Annotated in this window: 12 protein-coding genes and 1 pseudogene; 8 read left to right on the top strand and 5 right to left on the bottom strand. The window is 60.3% G+C overall.

Features of this window, described 5'->3' with window-relative positions; translation table 11 throughout:
- Window positions 1-6 precede the first annotated feature (6 nt).
- The 3 genes from hemN to RVAN_RS03610 all read right to left on the bottom strand — a co-directional run bounded on the left by hemN (window position 7) and on the right by RVAN_RS03610 (window position 4,482).
- Window positions 7-1,365, bottom strand: coding sequence for an oxygen-independent coproporphyrinogen III oxidase (hemN, locus tag RVAN_RS03620; RefSeq protein ID WP_013418408.1), 1,359 nt, complete (start codon window positions 1,363-1,365; stop codon window positions 7-9).
- On the bottom strand, window positions 1,362-2,018 hold the full coding sequence (bchJ, locus tag RVAN_RS03615; protein ID WP_013418407.1) for a bacteriochlorophyll 4-vinyl reductase: 657 nt from the start codon (window positions 2,016-2,018) through the stop codon (window positions 1,362-1,364). Before bchJ ends, hemN begins: the two co-directional genes overlap by 4 nt.
- A gap of 541 nt (window positions 2,019-2,559) precedes the next feature.
- Window positions 2,560-4,482 (bottom strand): hypothetical protein, encoded by a 1,923-nt coding sequence (locus RVAN_RS03610; RefSeq protein WP_013418406.1) that lies wholly within the window; start codon window positions 4,480-4,482, stop codon window positions 2,560-2,562.
- A 241-nt stretch (window positions 4,483-4,723) separates the two neighbouring features.
- Between RVAN_RS03610 and RVAN_RS03605 the strand changes: the two genes are divergently transcribed.
- Complete coding sequence (locus RVAN_RS03605; RefSeq protein WP_013418405.1) at window positions 4,724-6,625, top strand: potassium transporter Kup; 1,902 nt, start codon at window positions 4,724-4,726, stop codon at window positions 6,623-6,625.
- A 6-nt stretch (window positions 6,626-6,631) separates the two neighbouring features.
- Here RVAN_RS03605 and RVAN_RS03600 read toward each other — a convergent pair whose 3' ends face one another.
- On the bottom strand, window positions 6,632-7,756 hold the full coding sequence (locus tag RVAN_RS03600; protein WP_013418404.1) for a zinc-binding metallopeptidase family protein: 1,125 nt from the start codon (window positions 7,754-7,756) through the stop codon (window positions 6,632-6,634).
- Between the two features lie 71 nt (window positions 7,757-7,827).
- Here RVAN_RS03600 and RVAN_RS03595 point away from each other — a divergent pair, with 71 nt between their 5' ends.
- From RVAN_RS03595 to RVAN_RS03580, 4 genes are all read left to right on the top strand, one after another.
- On the top strand, window positions 7,828-8,355 hold the full coding sequence (locus tag RVAN_RS03595) for a response regulator (RefSeq protein ID WP_155942338.1): 528 nt from the start codon (window positions 7,828-7,830) through the stop codon (window positions 8,353-8,355).
- Between the two features lie 274 nt (window positions 8,356-8,629).
- Entirely contained in the window at window positions 8,630-9,544 is a 915-nt protein-coding gene (locus RVAN_RS03590; RefSeq protein ID WP_013418402.1) for a diacylglycerol/lipid kinase family protein, read from the top strand.
- Window positions 9,541-10,338 (top strand): metallophosphoesterase family protein, encoded by a 798-nt coding sequence (locus RVAN_RS03585; protein WP_013418401.1) that lies wholly within the window; start codon window positions 9,541-9,543, stop codon window positions 10,336-10,338. The genes RVAN_RS03590 and RVAN_RS03585 overlap by 4 nt, the downstream gene beginning before the upstream one ends.
- 67 nt (window positions 10,339-10,405) lie before the next feature.
- Window positions 10,406-10,579: a DUF1328 domain-containing protein gene (locus RVAN_RS03580; RefSeq protein WP_013418400.1), complete on the top strand. Its 174-nt coding sequence runs from the start codon at window positions 10,406-10,408 to the stop codon at window positions 10,577-10,579.
- 83 nt (window positions 10,580-10,662) lie between these two features.
- Here RVAN_RS03580 and RVAN_RS03575 read toward each other — a convergent pair whose 3' ends face one another.
- A complete protein-coding gene (locus tag RVAN_RS03575; protein ID WP_013418399.1) occupies window positions 10,663-10,878 on the bottom strand; it encodes a hypothetical protein in 216 nt (71 codons plus the stop codon).
- 432 nt (window positions 10,879-11,310) lie between these two features.
- On the opposite strand from RVAN_RS03575, the gene RVAN_RS19475 reads away from it, so the two are divergent.
- The 3 genes and pseudogenes from RVAN_RS19475 (at window position 11,311) to ettA (ending at window position 15,983) form a co-directional block, all read left to right on the top strand.
- On the top strand, window positions 11,311-12,729 hold the full coding sequence (locus RVAN_RS19475; RefSeq protein ID WP_013418398.1) for an ATP-dependent nuclease: 1,419 nt from the start codon (window positions 11,311-11,313) through the stop codon (window positions 12,727-12,729).
- A gap of 37 nt (window positions 12,730-12,766) precedes the next feature.
- Window positions 12,767-13,839: pseudogene (locus RVAN_RS03570) on the top strand (IS630 family transposase).
- Between the two features lie 485 nt (window positions 13,840-14,324).
- Window positions 14,325-15,983: an energy-dependent translational throttle protein EttA gene (gene ettA, locus RVAN_RS03565; protein ID WP_013418396.1), complete on the top strand. Its 1,659-nt coding sequence runs from the start codon at window positions 14,325-14,327 to the stop codon at window positions 15,981-15,983.
- Window positions 15,984-16,030 lie beyond the last annotated feature (47 nt).

The raw sequence follows: 16,030 nt of genomic DNA, 5'->3' as shown, positions 1-16,030 counted from the left end.
CGCCCGTCAGACCGCTGCGGCGTGCCGCTGCCCCTGGTTGTGCTGGAGGTAGTCGTCGAAAACGGAGCAGACGACGCGAAGCGCTGGCCGCGCCGCATCCGGCACGCGCACTTTGCTGCCGTCGAGTTCGCACAAGCCTTCGTCCTGCAGTGCGCGAAGCTGCGCAAGCTCATCGTAGAAGTCGTCGCGGTTCGGCGCATGAAGGCGGCGCATCTCGTCGAGGTCGACCTCCATATCGCACATCAGGCGCTCGATGATCGCAGAGCGCAGCTTGTCCTCGCCGCGGAACGTCACGCCCTTGGCGACCGGAAGCTCGCCCGAGTTGACCGCGCGCGAATAGGCACCGGTCTCGACGATATTCTGCATGAAGCCCTCGGGGGTTTCCGAGATGGCGCTCGCCCCGAAGGCCACGATGGCCCCCGCGAGGTCGTCTGTGTAGCCTTGGAAATTGCGGTGCAGATGGCCTTCGCGCAGCGCGATCGCCATGCTGTCCTCGGGCCTGGCAAAGTGGTCGAGGCCGATGCGCACATAACCGGCGGCTTCCAGCGCGTCGCCCGCCGCCGTCGCCTGCTCGAAGCGCATAAGCGCCGTCGGCAGCGCGTCTTCGGGGATCATGCGCTGGTTCTTCGCCATCCACGGCACATGCGCATAGCCGAACAGCGCGATCCGATCCGGCTTGAGCGTCGCGGCCTGCTCCACGGTGCGGGTGAGCATCTCGGCGGTCTGATGCGGCAGGCCATACATGAGGTCGAAGTTGAGACCCTTCACGTTCTGCTCGTGCAGCATGCGGATCGTGTCTTCGATCACCTCCATCGGCTGGACGCGATTGATCGCCTCCTGAACCGTGATGTCGAATTCCTGAATGCCGAGGCTCGCGCGGGTGCAGCCGATCTTGCCGAGCGCGTCCGCGTTGTCCTGCGTGAAGGTGCGCGGATCGATCTCGACGGCGATTTCGGCGTTCGGCAGAATGTCGAAGCGGCTCGCCACCGCCTCATGGATACGCACCATGTCTTCGCCGTTCAGCGCCGTCGGCGTGCCGCCACCCCAATGGATGTGACGCACCTTCATGCTACCCTTCGGGAGCTTTTCGCAGGCGAGGTCGATTTCCTTGATCAGCGTCTCGACGTATTCAGTCACGGGCGAATAACGCGCGATGACGCGCATGTTGCAGCCGCAATACCAGCACATGCGACGGCAGAACGGGATGTGAAGATAAAGCGAAAGCTCCGTGTCCGGGTCGAGCCGCGAGAGCCACGCGCCGTAGCGCTTCGCGTCCACTTCGCCGGTGAAGTGCGGCGCAGTCGGATAGCTCGTGTAGCGGGGTACCCGTGCATGGAAGTATTTCGCGATACCTGGAATCATCATGTTAATTCCCGTTGACGGTGGGCTGCGGGGGCGTGTTCTGCTTTTTGGGCCGCGTTTTTCGGCCATTCAATTTCGAAGATGCAGGCGCTACCGCCCGCCGCTTCGCACTCGATCTCGCGCACGGTGGTGTTGCGGCTGACGAGCGTTTCGAACAAGCGCTGGAACGTGCCAGCGTAAAAATCGCATTGCGGCTCATCGGCGTGGCGGCCACGGCACAGCGGACAATTCGCGATCGAAACAAGCACCGGATAATCAGCCTTCGCTTCGAAGGTTCCGCTTCCGGCGAAAGTCCAGGCGTGCTTGCCGATTGCGGAAAGCAGCGTGCGCGCGGCCATGCGTGGCGGAAGGCGCTTCAGCACGAACTGCGCGAATTTCGGAATGCGGCGCGCGAGGAGATAGTCGCCCGTGCGAAGCCCTGCCTCGAAGGAAATTCTTTTGGCGTCTTCTCCGGCGAGGCCCTCGAACAGCGCGGTTTGAAGCGCGCCAACCTCGGTTTCCGGGACCATGCTCTCGGGCGGCGTCGCGAGGCGCGCCTCAAGCTTCGCGCGAGCGAAGATATTGTGAGCCGCATCGTCGCCCAACCGCTCGCGGAGCGTTTCGGCGACCCGGATTATGGCATTGGGACCAATAAGGCCCGCATTCGCATGCGCCATAAAGCGCGCCTTCTTGTTATATGGCAACCGGGCGCAGCCGCAGGCGGTGCGCGCGCTGGATGCCGCTTATGTCAGTCTAGCTTGACAATAGATGTGTCAAGCAAACCTTACTCCTACTGCATATCAGTGTTTTGATTTAGATCAAGGATTTTTCGAGACTATGTCGCAGAAGATCAGAGGCTTATGCAGCTTGCCTCAAGCAATCGCGCATTTTTCTTGCGAAATCAAGCGCGGTTTTGGGAGCCGCGCGAACGCAACGCACCCCCGCGTTGATGGAAACTGCGCAGGCCGGGCTGGAGCTTGACTGGCGCTCGTCTCAAGCTTGTCGGGCAGACGCAGACAAGGCGTGCATGAGCGCGAGGCGTCCGGCGCGCCACGGTGACGACTCCCCGAGCATTGCCTGCGGTTTGATGCGCAGCGGCTCAGCGCCTACGCACGAAAGCACGCCTCCTGATTGCGATGGTGGCTATAGGCGCGGCGCGCGGCTTTTGCGGCGATAGCCCGGCTTCAAAATCGTTGCGGAGGCATACCTCTGCGAAGCTCAAGCCCGCGCGGGACGCCGCCGCTCATGGAACCACGCGCGATAGTCCTGCATCTTCGTTCGCTGGGCGGCGGGCGCGCGACGTTTGCAGGTGGAGGCCTCGTCGGTTCCTTCCGCCGCGCCCCAACGCAGTTCAACACAGTCGTTCACATTATACGCCATTTCCAGCGCGACGGACCGCTCCAACACGTCGCGGAGCGCGAGCGTCCACGCGGACCCATCGCTTCGCGTATAGGCGAATGTGCGCGTCGAAAGCTCCGACGCGAGCGTGTTCTCAAGATCGGCCTTGACATCCGCGGCGCTCTTGTCCTTCGGCATGGCATAGCGGTCGGGCCGCCGCGCGACGCGATCCGGGAAGCCGCGCGCGACATCGATCGCGATCAGAAGGCGCAGATCGCGCGACGGAGTCGCAAAATCTTCCCACGCGCCGGCCGCCTCGAAGATCGAAGGGCCGTCTGGCATGTCGGCATCCCCGCGGTTGGCGATCTGGTATTTCCTGCCATTCTCAACCGACGTCACACGCGCCTTGACCTGCTCTTCGAGCGCGGCGATCACCTCCAGCAGGGCGCGCGACGGGTCCAGCGGCTCCGGCGACATCACGTCTTCCATTCGGTCGTAAAAGTCTTCAACGCCAAGCCGCGCCTGATCGAGAGAGAAATCGCCATAGTCCGCGCTCTTCGAAATCTCCTCGTTCGAAAGGCGCTTCAAGGTGCCCGCCTCCCGCACAATAGGCCGGAAATGCTTGAAGCCGGGGCTTCCAAGCGCGGGATTCTGCGCGAACAGGAAATTACCGCGCCAGAAGCGCTTGCGTGCAACCGTCCCATCCGGCTGTCCGTCGACGGCGAGGAACACGCCCGCCCCGTCGCCGGACTGCGGCACACGCTTCACGAGCATGAGCACATGCCCATAAGGATCGGCGTAGATGGTTCCTGGCCGTAGAGTCCGCTCGCTGAGCGCTACCGGATAATAGTCGGTGTTACTGTCGTTCGCCGAGGTTCGCGCCGACCCCGAATGTACGCCATCGGCGACGGCGGGGAGGTAGCGCGCGAACGACGCCGCGAGGCCAAGCTTTTGCGGCGCGGGACGCGACTGCGGCGCGGGCTGGCGGAAAAGAATTGGCAGGGGCGATGCGGTCTCCGGGCGTGGCGGCCGCGCAGGCTCGAACGTCTGGCTGTTCGACCATTCGAAGCACCGAGGCCCTTCGCCGCCCGCTCCGCGCGAGCACTTCGAGAAGCCGAAGGGCAGCCCCATCTTGAAGGCAAAATAGGCGCGCAGGAAATAAGGCAGGTCGGCGCAATCGGGGCGCATCACGATGTTCTTCTCGTCCTCACGCAGCCCAAGATGGTTGAACAGGAGATTGCGGGAGCGGTCCCGCAGAACCTCATGCAGGACAGGCCAGGACGGCGCAGCTTCAACGGGGGCGTCGAAAAGCTTCTCGATCCAGGCCGAATAGAGGTTCTCCGTCGCGCGATTCCAGGTGGCGCGAAGCGGCCATACGCCGGCGTTCCCGGCTTGGGGAGCGGCGGGCTGGCGGTCGCGCACGACGATTTCCCGCGTAACCGCTTCGCAAGCGCCTGCGGAACCGAGTTTCGCGTTCCACGACCCCGCAGCAGGAGATGCGACCTCCAGTATCCAGAAATAGGGCGGCCCACCGCGCCTCTCTGCCGTTTTCACGGCGACCGCACCATCGGGCGCGATGAGCGACAATTCGCCATCGAGGGGCTTCTCCGACGCAAGGACGACTCGCAGCGGCGCGCCTTTCCATGGGGCGAGCGGCGAATTCAGCACCGCGATGTCCGACGCTTCGGCGCAAGGCTGAGACCCTTCGGCGCTCGGCTCGGCGACGGCCGGAAGACAGACCAGAATCGCGATCGCGAGAGGAAACAGAACCTTCGCGATAAGAAATCGGCGCGCTAAGAGCACTGGAGCCCCCTTCCTGATGACGGGCGCAGGCTAGACTGTGTGGCTTGAGCGAATCTTGTGTGGAGATGTCCTACGCGGCAGGCGACGGAAACCCTTTCCCGCGGCCGCTCAGTCGCCTCTATCAAAGCCGTAACTTCGTTGTCATAAAGCTGGATCTCAGGCGAACACGGATCGTTTCAAAGGAAGACGTGTTTGCGATAACCTGAAGGTTGAACGGCGGCGACGAGGGCATCGGCACAGCATGGCGACGGAAGCACTGACGAAAGCCGAGGCGCAGCCGCTCCGGAACGCTGCGCTCATCGGCGCGCTTGGCATCGTGTTCGGCGACATCGGCACGAGCCCGCTCTACGCCTACAAGGAGGCGCTCGCTTCCGCCGGGGATGTAGACGCGCTCCGTCCTATCGCCTTCGGCTGCGTGTCGCTCGTGTTCTGGGCGCTGATCATCGTCGTATCGATCAAGTATGTGCTCGTCATCATGCGAGCCACGAACGACGGCGAGGGCGGCGTCATGGCGCTGACGGCGCTTGCCCTCAATGCGCTGAAGTCCGAGCGCTCGCGCGAAATCGCAGTCCTCGTCGGGCTCGTCGGCGTCGCGCTGTTCTACGGCGACTGTATCATCACGCCCGCGATTTCGGTTCTCTCCGCCGTGGAGGGGCTGGAAGTCGCCACGCCCGTGTTCAAGCCGTTCATCGTACCCATCGCGGCAGGCATACTGGCTGCGCTCTTCATGGTGCAATATCGGGGCACAGCTTCCATCGGGCGCATTTTCGGCCCGGTCATGGTCGTCTGGTTCGCCGTCCTCGCGCTGGCGGGCATACCCCATATCGTGGCGCGACCCGACATCCTCGCAGCCGTGAACCCTATTTACGGCCTCGACCTGATCGCGACGCACGGCTGGATCGGCTTTCACGTGCTCGGCTCCGTCTTCCTTGCACTAACGGGCGCCGAGGCGCTTTACGCCGACGAGGGCCATTTCGAAGGCAAGGTAATCCGGATCGACTGGTTTTCGTTCGTGCTGCCAGCGCTGATGCTCAACTATTTCGGTCAAGGCGCGCTCGTGCTCGAAAACCCGGATGCACGGACGAACCCGTTCTTCTATCTGTTCGCCGACTGGCTCCTCTATCCGGCCGTGGCGCTCGCGACCGCAGCGACCATCATCGCGAGCCAGGCCGTCATCACCGGCGCCTTCACCATCACGCAACAAGCCGTCTCGCTCGGCTTCATGCCACGCATGGAAATCCGCTTCACCTCGAAAACCGAGGCGAGCCAGATCTACATTCCGCAGGCGAACTGGCTCATGGCGGCGGCGGTGCTGGGGCTTGTCCTGTATTTCGAATCATCGAGCGCACTTGCGGGCGCATACGGCCTCGCCGTCGCGACAACGATGGTCGTATCGACACTGCTTGTCGGCGTCGTGGCGCGCAACATCTGGGGATGGAGCCTTCTCAAGACGGGGCTGATCATTTCATTATTCCTTATCGTCGACCTCGCTTTCTTCGGTGCGAACCTCATCAAGTTTTTCGAGGGTGGCTTCCTGCCGGTGCTCGTCGGCGCGGGGATCTTCACGGCGATGGTGACGTGGCGGCGCGGCCGCGTCGTGCTGAACCAGCGCATCGCACGCGAAAACCCGCCGTTCCAGGCGTTCTGGGAGGAGGTCAGAGGGGCCGATCTTTGCAGAGTGCCGGGCATCGCCGTTTATCTCACGAGCCGGCCTGACAGGATTCCGCCGTCGCTGCATCTGAACGTGAAGCACAACAAATGCCTTCACGATACCGTCGTTCTGTTGACGGTAATCACCGAACGCATCCCGCGCGTGCCGAAGGAAAGACGTGCCTACGCGGAGCAACTTCAGCATGGATTTATCCGCGTGATCCTGCGGTTTGGCTTTGCCGAATCGCCGAACGTGCCACGCGCGCTGAGACGGGTGGCGGCGGAGCGGCGCGCGGAGCTTTTCTTCGATCCCGCCGCTGACGTGTCCTATTTCGTGGGCCGCGCGATCCCGGTGCCGTCGACCTCGCCCGAAATGTCGGAGGTGCGCGAGCAGATCTTCATCATCCTCACGAAGAACGCGACCACCGCGACGAACTTCTTCTGTATCCCGGCGGAAGATGTGGTCGAACTCGGCACGTTCATCGAGATTTGACGAGGCTCAGGCGGAGCGGCTCGCGACACTTCCGGCAAAGCTCGGGCGCTCGGCGGCCTCTTTTACCGAAGCAGCCTTCGCGCCCTTCGAGCGGACAATATCGTGAACGACACGAAGCTTCTCGATGACGGCGGGCGAGATGACGAAGGGGTAGAGGTCGTCGATGCCCATGCTGCGATTGATGCTGTTCACCGCGAAGGTCACAGGAAGCCACGCATCGATGATCGTCTCGAAATCCTTGCGCGTGTATGGATCGAAGCTGACGCTCGCGGCAAGGTTGTCGTCCTGTCCGGCACGCGGCCGCACGCGAAGGCCGAACGCGTAGGCCGTCTCCAGCGTGTCGATCATGTGCAGATAATGCGCGAAAGTCTCGGCCCAGTCCTCATGCGGATGCGCGCTCGCGTATGACGTGATGTGATTGTCCCGCCAGTCAGGAGGCGCACCGTTCGCGTAGTGCTTCTTCAGCGCCTCGCCGTAATCCGTCGTCTCGTCGCCGAAGGTGGCGAGGAACAGAGCATAGCCCGGCCGCCCCTTCACGAGCCGCTCGAAATAATAATGTGCGATCTCGTGGCGGAAATGACCGAGCAGCGTGCGGTAGGGCTCGTGCATGTTTTCGCGGATCTTCTCGCGGACCGCATCTTCCGCCTCGATGACGTTCAGCGTGATTTCGCCATTGTCGTGGCCCGTCAGGATCTTGCCCTGCCCGTCCTCACCCGGCGGGGGCGCGAGAAAGTCGAAGGCAATGCCGGTTTCAGGCGCTTCGGTCTTGCTTTCAACAGGCAGGCCGAGCCTCAACAGGCTGTAGACGAGGCGATGCTTCGCCACCTCGATACGCTGCCAGCGCCGCAAATTCTCGGGCAGGTCAGGAATGGTGCGGTTCAGAACGCATGCGCGGCATAGCTCGCCCGGCTTGTCGACGAGCCAATTACATGTGCCATGTTCGAAATTGGCGCAGTATGATACGGTGAGGGACTTGTCGGCGAGCGGCGTGAAGATGCCGTCGCCATTTGGCTTGAGGGCCGTCATTTGCGCGACATCTGGAAGAAAGCCTAGAGCATAACCGCAGCGCTCACACACGGTGTTCTCGAAATAGACCAGTAGCCCGCAATGCTGACACTCGAAAAGCTTCATCGTTTCTCTCCCGGGAGGCGCAACGCTCCCGATCAACACGGACGCCCCGCTTTCGATCCCGAGCGCCGGTTTTGTTGCGCGGCGGCCCGTTTACTTTGAGAGAAAAGCCGATAGACGGCTTTCGTCAAAGTACGGTAGTGTTTCAGCTCAATCAAAACCACGGGCTTCAAGACATGCGGGCTTCCCTCCCGACTGAACCGGCCTCCGAGCGCGACGATTTGAAAGCAGAGAATCCGATCGAAGGCGTGCGCGTGTTTTTTGTGGAGGACGAGGTGCTCGTGGCCATGCTCATGGAGGATTTCCTCGAAGAGTTGGGCTGCGTCGTCGCGGCTTCGGCGCACAGGGTCGGTGCAGCCCTGCAGAAGATTGAGCAGGTCAAATTCGACGTGGCGGTTCTTGACATCAACGTCGCAGGCGAAACGGTGACGCCTGTTGCCGAGGAGCTCGAACGGCGCAGCATTCCCTTCATTTTCGCAAGCGGCTATTGCGGAAATGTGCTCGATGACCGCTTCGCCGGTCGCCCTCTTCTCATCAAGCCCTTCGGGCAAGCCGATCTTGCCGCCGCTCTGCTAAAGGCTCTTGCGAAGCCAGCGGAATAAGAGAGAACGTCTCTGATCGCTTTTTCGGGATCGGAGACGAAATATTTCATTCTTGCTGCCAACCCTTCATAATTACTCCAATTATTCCCGCTGCGGCGCATTTTTTGACGTCCCGCGCAGATGACCTCTTTCAAATTGGCATGGGCACTTAGGATATAGTGTCTCTTACTGAGAGCAGGTAATTTTAATCACTCGCACCGCAAAATCGTTTCGCCGAACCGCAAGCCGGTTGCGGTGTTGGGGAAGCTGTGGCTAGAAGCGCGGGGGGACGGAAATGCGCGTGCATGCCGTAATCAACAGCCGTGCCGGGCAAGCACTTGGCGTATCGGGCGAAAGTCTGGCCGACAAGACGCGAGCGGCTTTCGAAGCGGCGGGGCACGCGATCACGACAGACCTCGTCGAGCCAGCCACGATGGGCGCTGCGCTCGACCGCGCGGTTGCGGCCAAGCCCGACGTGCTGCTCGCGGGGGGAGGCGACGGCACCGTCACCAGCGCGGCGCGCCGGGTGCTCGGCACCGATATCGCGCTGGCCATCCTGCCGCTCGGCACCGTGAACCGCCTCGCGCGCGATCTCGGCATTCCGCTTACCCCAGACGCGGCGCTCGATGCGCTGGCCTCGGGCGAGTTCCGCAAGATCGACGTCGCCGAGGTGAACGGCGAGGCGTTCCTCTGCAACTCGCTGCTGGGCTTACCGCCAAAAATCAGCGCCGAGCGTCAGGCCCTGCGCGGCCACCCCCTCGGCGAGCGGCTTCGCGGCTATTTCGCGCTGTTGAAAACCGTGATCGCATCGCGCGGCCATCTCGACATTGCCATCGATGGCGCGGAAACGGAACGCATGCGCGTGAGGGTGTTTTCGCTGGCGGTTTCGAACAATCTCTACGATGAGCGCCCGAGTCTCGTGTTCTCGCGCAAGGCGCTGTCGGACGGAAAGCTCGGCGTCTACATCGCGAAACCGCATAGCGGGCTGGGCTTGATTTGGGTGCTCGCCCGCGCCGCGCTCGGGCTCTGGCGGGGCGACGACAGGCTCGAACAGCTCAGCGCCTCGGAGGTCACGATCATGACGCGGCGCAGAAAGACGCTGCGCCTGTCGAACGACGGCGAGGTGGTACGGATGCGAACGCCGCTCAGATATCGGGTCCGGCCCGCAGCCCTCACCGTGCTGGCGCCGGTTTCGAAAGACGCGCGATGAAAATTGCCCTTTGCGCGGACCTCCATTTCGGCAGCGTGCCGATCGGCCTCGAAGACGCGTTACGCGAGGCGATGGAAGCGGAACGCCCCGACGTCATCGTGGTTGCGGGCGACCTGACGCTGCGTGCGCGGCGTCGCGAATTCGAGGCGGCGAAGACCTGGCTCGCCGCGCTGCGTACGCCCGCGCTCGTGCTTCCGGGGAACCACGACCTGCCCTATTTCAATCTGCTCCAGCGCTTCGCCGACCCGTTTCACCGCTTTCACCAGGCGACCGGCACGCCGCATCTGATGCCGGTGTTCGAGGGCGGCGGCGGGGCGATTCTTGGCTTCAACACGGCGCGGTCGTGGCAACCGCATCTTCGCTGGCAAGAAGGTGCGGCTCGGCGGCGCGACATTGCTGCGGCCGAAGCGGAGTTCGCCGCGATGCCGCCGGGCCTGTTCAAGGCCGTCGCCGCGCATCACCCGTTTCTGCGCGTGCGGGACGAACCGCGAGCGCGGCCGGTGCGACGTGCAGGCGATGCGCTGCGGGCGTTCGCGCGATGCGGCGTCGAACTGCTCATGTCGGGGCATACGCATCGAAGCTTCGCCGTTGAGGTCCAGGTGGGCGGCGGCAGGCTCGTGGCCCTCGGCGCGCCGACGGCGCTTTCCGCGCGCATGCGGGGCGAGGCCAACGGCTTCTGGACGGTCGAGGCCGACGCGGCGGCGATAGCCTGCACGCTATGGCTGCGCGAGGGCGCGCCGGGCCGTACCGACCGCTTTTCGCCATCGCCGACGAAATCCTTTGCTCGCCGGTGATCTTCTGGAACGTGCGGGGCGCACCCGTGTTGAGGTATATGAGAAAGCATTTCACAGGGAGAAAACCATGCTAGGCTGGGCCTTGACCTTCCTTGTGATCGCGATTGTTGCCGGTGTCTTTGGCTTTGGCGGTATCGCCAGTGCTTCGGCCGGTATTGCGCAGATCATATTCTACATCTTTCTCGTGCTTCTCGTCGTTTCGCTGATCGGCTACTTGCTGAGAGGACGAGGCAACATATGAGTGTTGCACGATGAAAGAGAAAGGAGCCGCGAAGGCTCCTTTTTTTGTTTCGCCTTGCGCCCCGCGCAGCTCGCAACCGCACCTTACGGATTATCTTCCGGCGTACCGGTTCCGGGCGCGTCCTCGGCCATCTCCTCGCTGTACTTCTCAAGGTCGCGCTCGATCTTCGACTCGTCCGGCTTCTCGCGGTCGCGCTTGTCCCACGCCTTCTGGCCCACCTTCGCGTCTGGATCTTCGGGCGAAATCGCGTTGTCGTTCTCCGCCTTGTAGGAGCCGATGCCGGTCTTCGCTTTGCTCATGGTTTCCTCCTCGCGGTTGGCCGCTCACGATACTAACCCGCGAGGCGCTAACGCGTGCCTTCCTTGATATCGTCGAGGATGCGGTCGCCGTCGGGCGCAATGTCGCTGTCGGGGCCTTCGGATGGCGGACCCGCAGGCGCGGGGCTCCCCGGCGGCATCCCGCCAGACCATCAGCCGGGCATCCCGACAGGCCCCGGCCCGGACGCTATCCCCGGCGCGCCGCGGGACGGCGGCTTCGGCAAGCCGGCGGTTCGGGCCATACGCCGCGCCCGGTGCTGATGGGTCTGTCATGGTTGCCACTCCTTTTACAGGGGAAGGAATGGCGGGGCGTGGTGTTCCGGTGATCATTTTGTGGAAGCGGGGAAAATCAGCTTGAGCGCAGCTTCTATGTTATTATGTTAACGTCGAACTTGATCACATTAGAGGCTCAAATTGATTCGCAGCGTCACTTTCTCTAATTTCAAGCGATTCAAGCACTTCACTATTTCCCTGCAAGAACGCAATATTATTGTCGGTCCTAACAACTCCGGCAAATCGTCGATTCTTGACGCGCTACGTATCCTTGAGAGTTGTATGCGCTACGCAAAATCCAGAAAGCCAACTTACATTTCAATGGATGACCAGTCTGGCTATGGCTACCAAATTCCTGATTCGTCGCTCTGGATTCCCGTCGAGAATACCACAAACAACTACACCGATGATGACGCCATAATTACATTTAAGCACCAAAATGGGACATCAGTTAAAATATTTATACATCCTAAAAGATCGACTAAATGTATTATAGTCAAAGATATCAATAAACAATATAACACGAAGTTTTTTTCTAGTAGTTTTCCAGCAAATATATTTGTTGTTCCGACACTTGGTCCCGTAGAGGAAAGAGAGATACTTGTATCGGATGAGACTGTTAATGCAAACGCTAAAACGCGACTATCCAGTAGGAATTTCAGAAACATATGGCTTAGAAAGACAGAAACCGACTACTCATTAATCAATGAAATGCTTTCAGAAACTTGGGATGGAGTCTCAATCCAACGGCCCTCTCGATATAGTTCTGATGGAAAAACCTACCTCGATATGTTTTACACAGAAAACCGGATCGCAAGGGAGCTTTCCTGGTCGGGATTTGGCTTTCAGATCTGGCTTCAGTTGTTAACACACATAATGAGATGCGATGAAAATTCAACACTAATAATCGATGAGCCGGATATATATCTGCATTCAGAAATTCAAAAATCTCTGATGCGTTTTATTAGATCGCGCGGTTGCCAATACATCGTAGCAACACATTCTGTTGAAATCATAAATGACGCGGAACCTCAAGAGATCGTTTCGATAAACTCTCATCTCAAAAGCGCGAAGCGCATTTCCACAGACGAAGGACTGCAATCCCTTTTTAACTACCTAGGTTCGGTTGAAAATGTTGACATCTCTCGTCTGTCAAAAGCCAAGAGAATAGTGTTTTTCGAGGGAAAAGATAAAAAGATACTCAGGAAATTCGCTCAGAAATTGAACGCAGCTAATTTTACTGAAATGCCAGAGGCCCTAATTTTTGGAGTAGGCGGCTTCGGCGGCTGGAAGAGAGTGGTTGAAGTTGCATGGACGTTTAAGAACGTGCTAAAACTTGATGTAAATATATTTGTACTTTTTGATCGCGATTACCGTCACAGCGAAGAAATTGCGCAATTTATAAGCACCATCAAAAACGAAGGAATAGCCTGCGCCGTACTAAAACGAAAAGAGATTGAAAACTATGCACTTAACGTTCGAGTTCTAATAAGAACAATAAGGAAAAAAATTTCCGCGAGAGATCAAGTTGCCACTCCTAGTGCACTGACGCAAACATAGGATTCACAAAGCTGACGAAGCAGGCGATGCTTCAGGCATGGCTCAAACCGTCTGCATCCTTCTGTCGTCCGAAGACCGCTCACGTTTGGCGGCGGTCATCGGGGACCGCAACAGCCCGCAGAAGCACGCGCAGCGGGCAAAGATCGTGCTTCATTCTGCTGAGCGCCGTTCCGTTTTCGACGTCGCCCGCTCAAGCGGCGTCAGCCGGCCAGCCGTATGGCGTTGGCAGCGGCGCTACGCCGAAAAAGGGGTGGACGGGCTGTTGCGCGACCAGACCCGCAAGCCAGGCAAGCCGCCTTTGTCAGCGAAGAGCGTCGCGAAAGTGCTGGCGCTGCCGTGTTCCGAGCCCCCCGGAAACGCCACGCATTGGACCGGACGCGCTGTCGCCAAGGCGGCGGGCGTCAGCTTGCGCACGGTGCAGCGCATCTGGGGAGCCCACCGCCTTCAGCCGCACCGCTTGCGCACGTTCAAGAAGTCGAACGATCCCGCCTTCGCCGAAAAAGTCGAGGATGTGGTGGGCCTCTCCATGAGCCCGCCCTGCCATGCCGTGGTCCTGTCCATCGACGAGAAGAGCCAGATCCAGGCGCTCGACCGCACTCAACCGGGCCTGCCGTTGAAGCCCGGCAAATGCGCGACCATGACCCACGATTACAAGCGCAACGGAACCACCACGCTGTTCGCCGCACTCAACGTGCTGGATGGAACCGTGCTCGGCCGCTGCATGAAGCGCCACCGCCATCAGGAGTTCATCAAATTCCTCAACGCCGTGGAGCGCAAGGTCCCAGCCGGCAAGATCATCCACGTCATTCTGGACAACTACGGAACCCACAAGCATCCCAAGGTGGACGCCTGGCTGGCGGATCATCCGAGGTGGGTTTTTCACTTCACGCCGACCTCGGCGTCCTGGCTGAACGCGGTCGAAAACTTCTTCTCCGCCATTACCCGGCGGCGCATCCGTCGTGGCGTCTTCAAATCCGTCGCCGACCTCGAAGACGCCATCAAGCGCTACATCGCCGATCACAACCGGAACGCAAAACCCTTCGTCTGGACCAAAACCGCCGATGAAATCTTCGACAAGCTCAACCGCCTCAATCTGCACCTTCTGAATGAGTCAGTGCACTAGTGACCAAACGCTCCATGAAATAATTTGTTTATTAACTGAGGAATTTAAAGAGGACGTTCGGTGCCAGCTAATTACCAACGCAACCAGATTTCAAAGAGGAAGCGGAGTCGACGACGCAACGATAATAAAAGCTGTAAGCGCCGCTTTTGAAGATAAATGGAAGAATATAGATTTGCGACTTCAAATAGTTCCTGGAAAGGATTTTATTAGCGCGCTCTCCTCATACCTACAAAAACATTACAAGACGACCATAACTATATCTATGATAATTGACGAAATGAATCGAAACGAAATTTGCCCAGAGCTATCTGAAATACTATCCACTCTAAATGATTTTGTTTGCCAATGAACCTATTGCCATCCCTTCGTTTCGTTCGGGGATGAACCAACCCCGAGGCTGACAAGCGCGCGCAACCGCGCTACATAAGAGGCAAGGATACCCATTCATCGACGCACACAAGAAGAGAAGCCCATGGCCGCGCCGCAATACGTTTACGTGATGCAGAAGCTTTCCAAGACCTATCCCGGCGGAAAGCAGGTGCTGAACAACATCTCGCTGTCCTTCCTGCCCGATGCGAAGATCGGCGTGGTCGGCGTGAACGGCTCGGGTAAATCCACGCTGCTCAAGATCATGGCGGGCGTCGAGACGGAGCATCAGGGCGAGGCGTGGGCGGCGGAAGGCGTGCGCGTCGGCTATCTACCGCAGGAGCCGCAGCTCGATGCGTCTAAGGACGTGCTCGGCAATGCGATGGACGGCGTGGCCGACAAGAAGGCGATGCTCGACCGCTACAACGAGCTTGCGATGAACTATTCCGACGAGACCGCTGACGAGATGGCGACGCTTCAGGACGTCATCGACGGGCACAATCTCTGGGATCTCGACGCGCAGGTGGAGCAGGCGCTCGCCGCGCTGAACTGCCCGCCCCCGCATGCTGGCGTCGAGAGCCTCTCGGGCGGCGAGAAGCGCCGCGTGGCGCTGACGAAGCTTCTGCTGTCGAAGCCCGACATCCTGCTGCTCGACGAACCGACGAACCATCTCGACGCCGAGTCGGTGGACTGGCTCCAGCACTTCCTCGAAGACTATCCGGGCTGCGTGATCCTCGTCACCCACGACCGCTACTTCCTCGATTCGATCACCACATGGACGCTCGAACTCGACCGCGGCCAGGGCGTGCCCTACAAGGGCAATTATTCGAGCTGGCTCGAACAGAAGGCGAAGCGCGCGGCACAGGAATCGCGCGAGGACGAGGCCAAGCAGCGCACCATGGCGCGCGAACTCGAATGGATCAGGGCGAGCCCGAAGGCGCGGCAGGCCAAGAGCAAGGCGCGTATCACCGCCTATGAGAAGCTCGCGGAGGAAGCTAGCCGCGATCAGGTCGGCAAGGCGCAGATCCAGATCCCGACAGGTCCACGCCTCGGCGGCGTCGTGCTCGAAGCGGAGGGGCTGAAGAAGGGCTTCAACGGCCGCACGCTCATCGAAGGCCTCGATTTCAAGCTGCCGCCCGGCGGCATCGTCGGCGTGATCGGCCCGAACGGCGCGGGCAAGACGACGCTGTTCAAGATGATCATCGGCAATGAAAAGCCGGACAACGGCTCGTTCCGCGTCGGCGAGACGGTGAAGCTCGGCTATGTCGACCAGAGCCGCGATGCGCTCGATCCGAAGAAGAGCGTGTGGGAGGAAATCTCAGGCGGCCTCGACCAGATCAAGCTCGGCACCAAGGAAGTAAACTCCCGCGCCTATTGCGGCTGGTTCAACTTCAAGGGCGCGGACCAGCAGAAGAAGGTGGGCCTGCTTTCGGGCGGTGAGCGCAACCGCGTGCACCTCGCCAAGATGCTGAAGGAGGGCGGCAACCTGCTGCTGCTCGACGAACCGACGAACGACCTCGACGTTGAAACGCTGTCGAGCCTCGAAGCCGCGCTGGAGGATTTCCCCGGCTGCGCCGTGGTCATCAGCCATGATCGCTTCTTCCTCGACCGGCTCGCGACGCACATCCTCGCCTTCGAGGGCGACGGCCATGTCGAATGGTTTGAGGGCAACTTCCAGGCGTATGAGGAAGACAAGCTGCGCCGCCTCGGCGCCGCCGCGCTCGACACGCCGAAGGCTAAGTTCGCGCGGTTCGCGCGAGGTTAAGTTCGGCCTCGGCGATAGAGAGGAGCCGCAGAAACGCGGTTCTTCTA

The organism is Rhodomicrobium vannielii ATCC 17100 (assembly GCF_000166055.1).
Taxonomy (GTDB): domain Bacteria; phylum Pseudomonadota; class Alphaproteobacteria; order Rhizobiales; family Rhodomicrobiaceae; genus Rhodomicrobium; species Rhodomicrobium vannielii.
The sequence above is the reverse complement of the archived record's forward strand: the minus strand, read 5'-3'. Positions and strand labels throughout refer to the sequence as shown.

Bases quoted from the DNA above. Each gene is read 5' to 3' on its own strand.
- RVAN_RS03585 (WP_013418401.1), top strand. From the start codon at position 9,541: ATGAAAATTGCCCTTTGCGCGGACCTCCATTTCGGCAGCGTGCCGATC.
- RVAN_RS03600 (WP_013418404.1), bottom strand. From the start codon at position 7,756: ATGAAGCTTTTCGAGTGTCAGCATTGCGGGCTACTGGTCTATTTCGAG.
- RVAN_RS03605 (WP_013418405.1), top strand. From the start codon at position 4,724: ATGGCGACGGAAGCACTGACGAAAGCCGAGGCGCAGCCGCTCCGGAAC.
- bchJ (WP_013418407.1), bottom strand. From the start codon at position 2,018: ATGGCGCATGCGAATGCGGGCCTTATTGGTCCCAATGCCATAATCCGG.
- hemN (WP_013418408.1), bottom strand. From the start codon at position 1,365: ATGATGATTCCAGGTATCGCGAAATACTTCCATGCACGGGTACCCCGC.
- RVAN_RS03575 (WP_013418399.1), bottom strand. From the start codon at position 10,878: ATGAGCAAAGCGAAGACCGGCATCGGCTCCTACAAGGCGGAGAACGAC.
- RVAN_RS03580 (WP_013418400.1), top strand. From the start codon at position 10,406: ATGCTAGGCTGGGCCTTGACCTTCCTTGTGATCGCGATTGTTGCCGGT.
- RVAN_RS03590 (WP_013418402.1), top strand. From the start codon at position 8,630: ATGCGCGTGCATGCCGTAATCAACAGCCGTGCCGGGCAAGCACTTGGC.
- ettA (WP_013418396.1), top strand. From the start codon at position 14,325: ATGGCCGCGCCGCAATACGTTTACGTGATGCAGAAGCTTTCCAAGACC.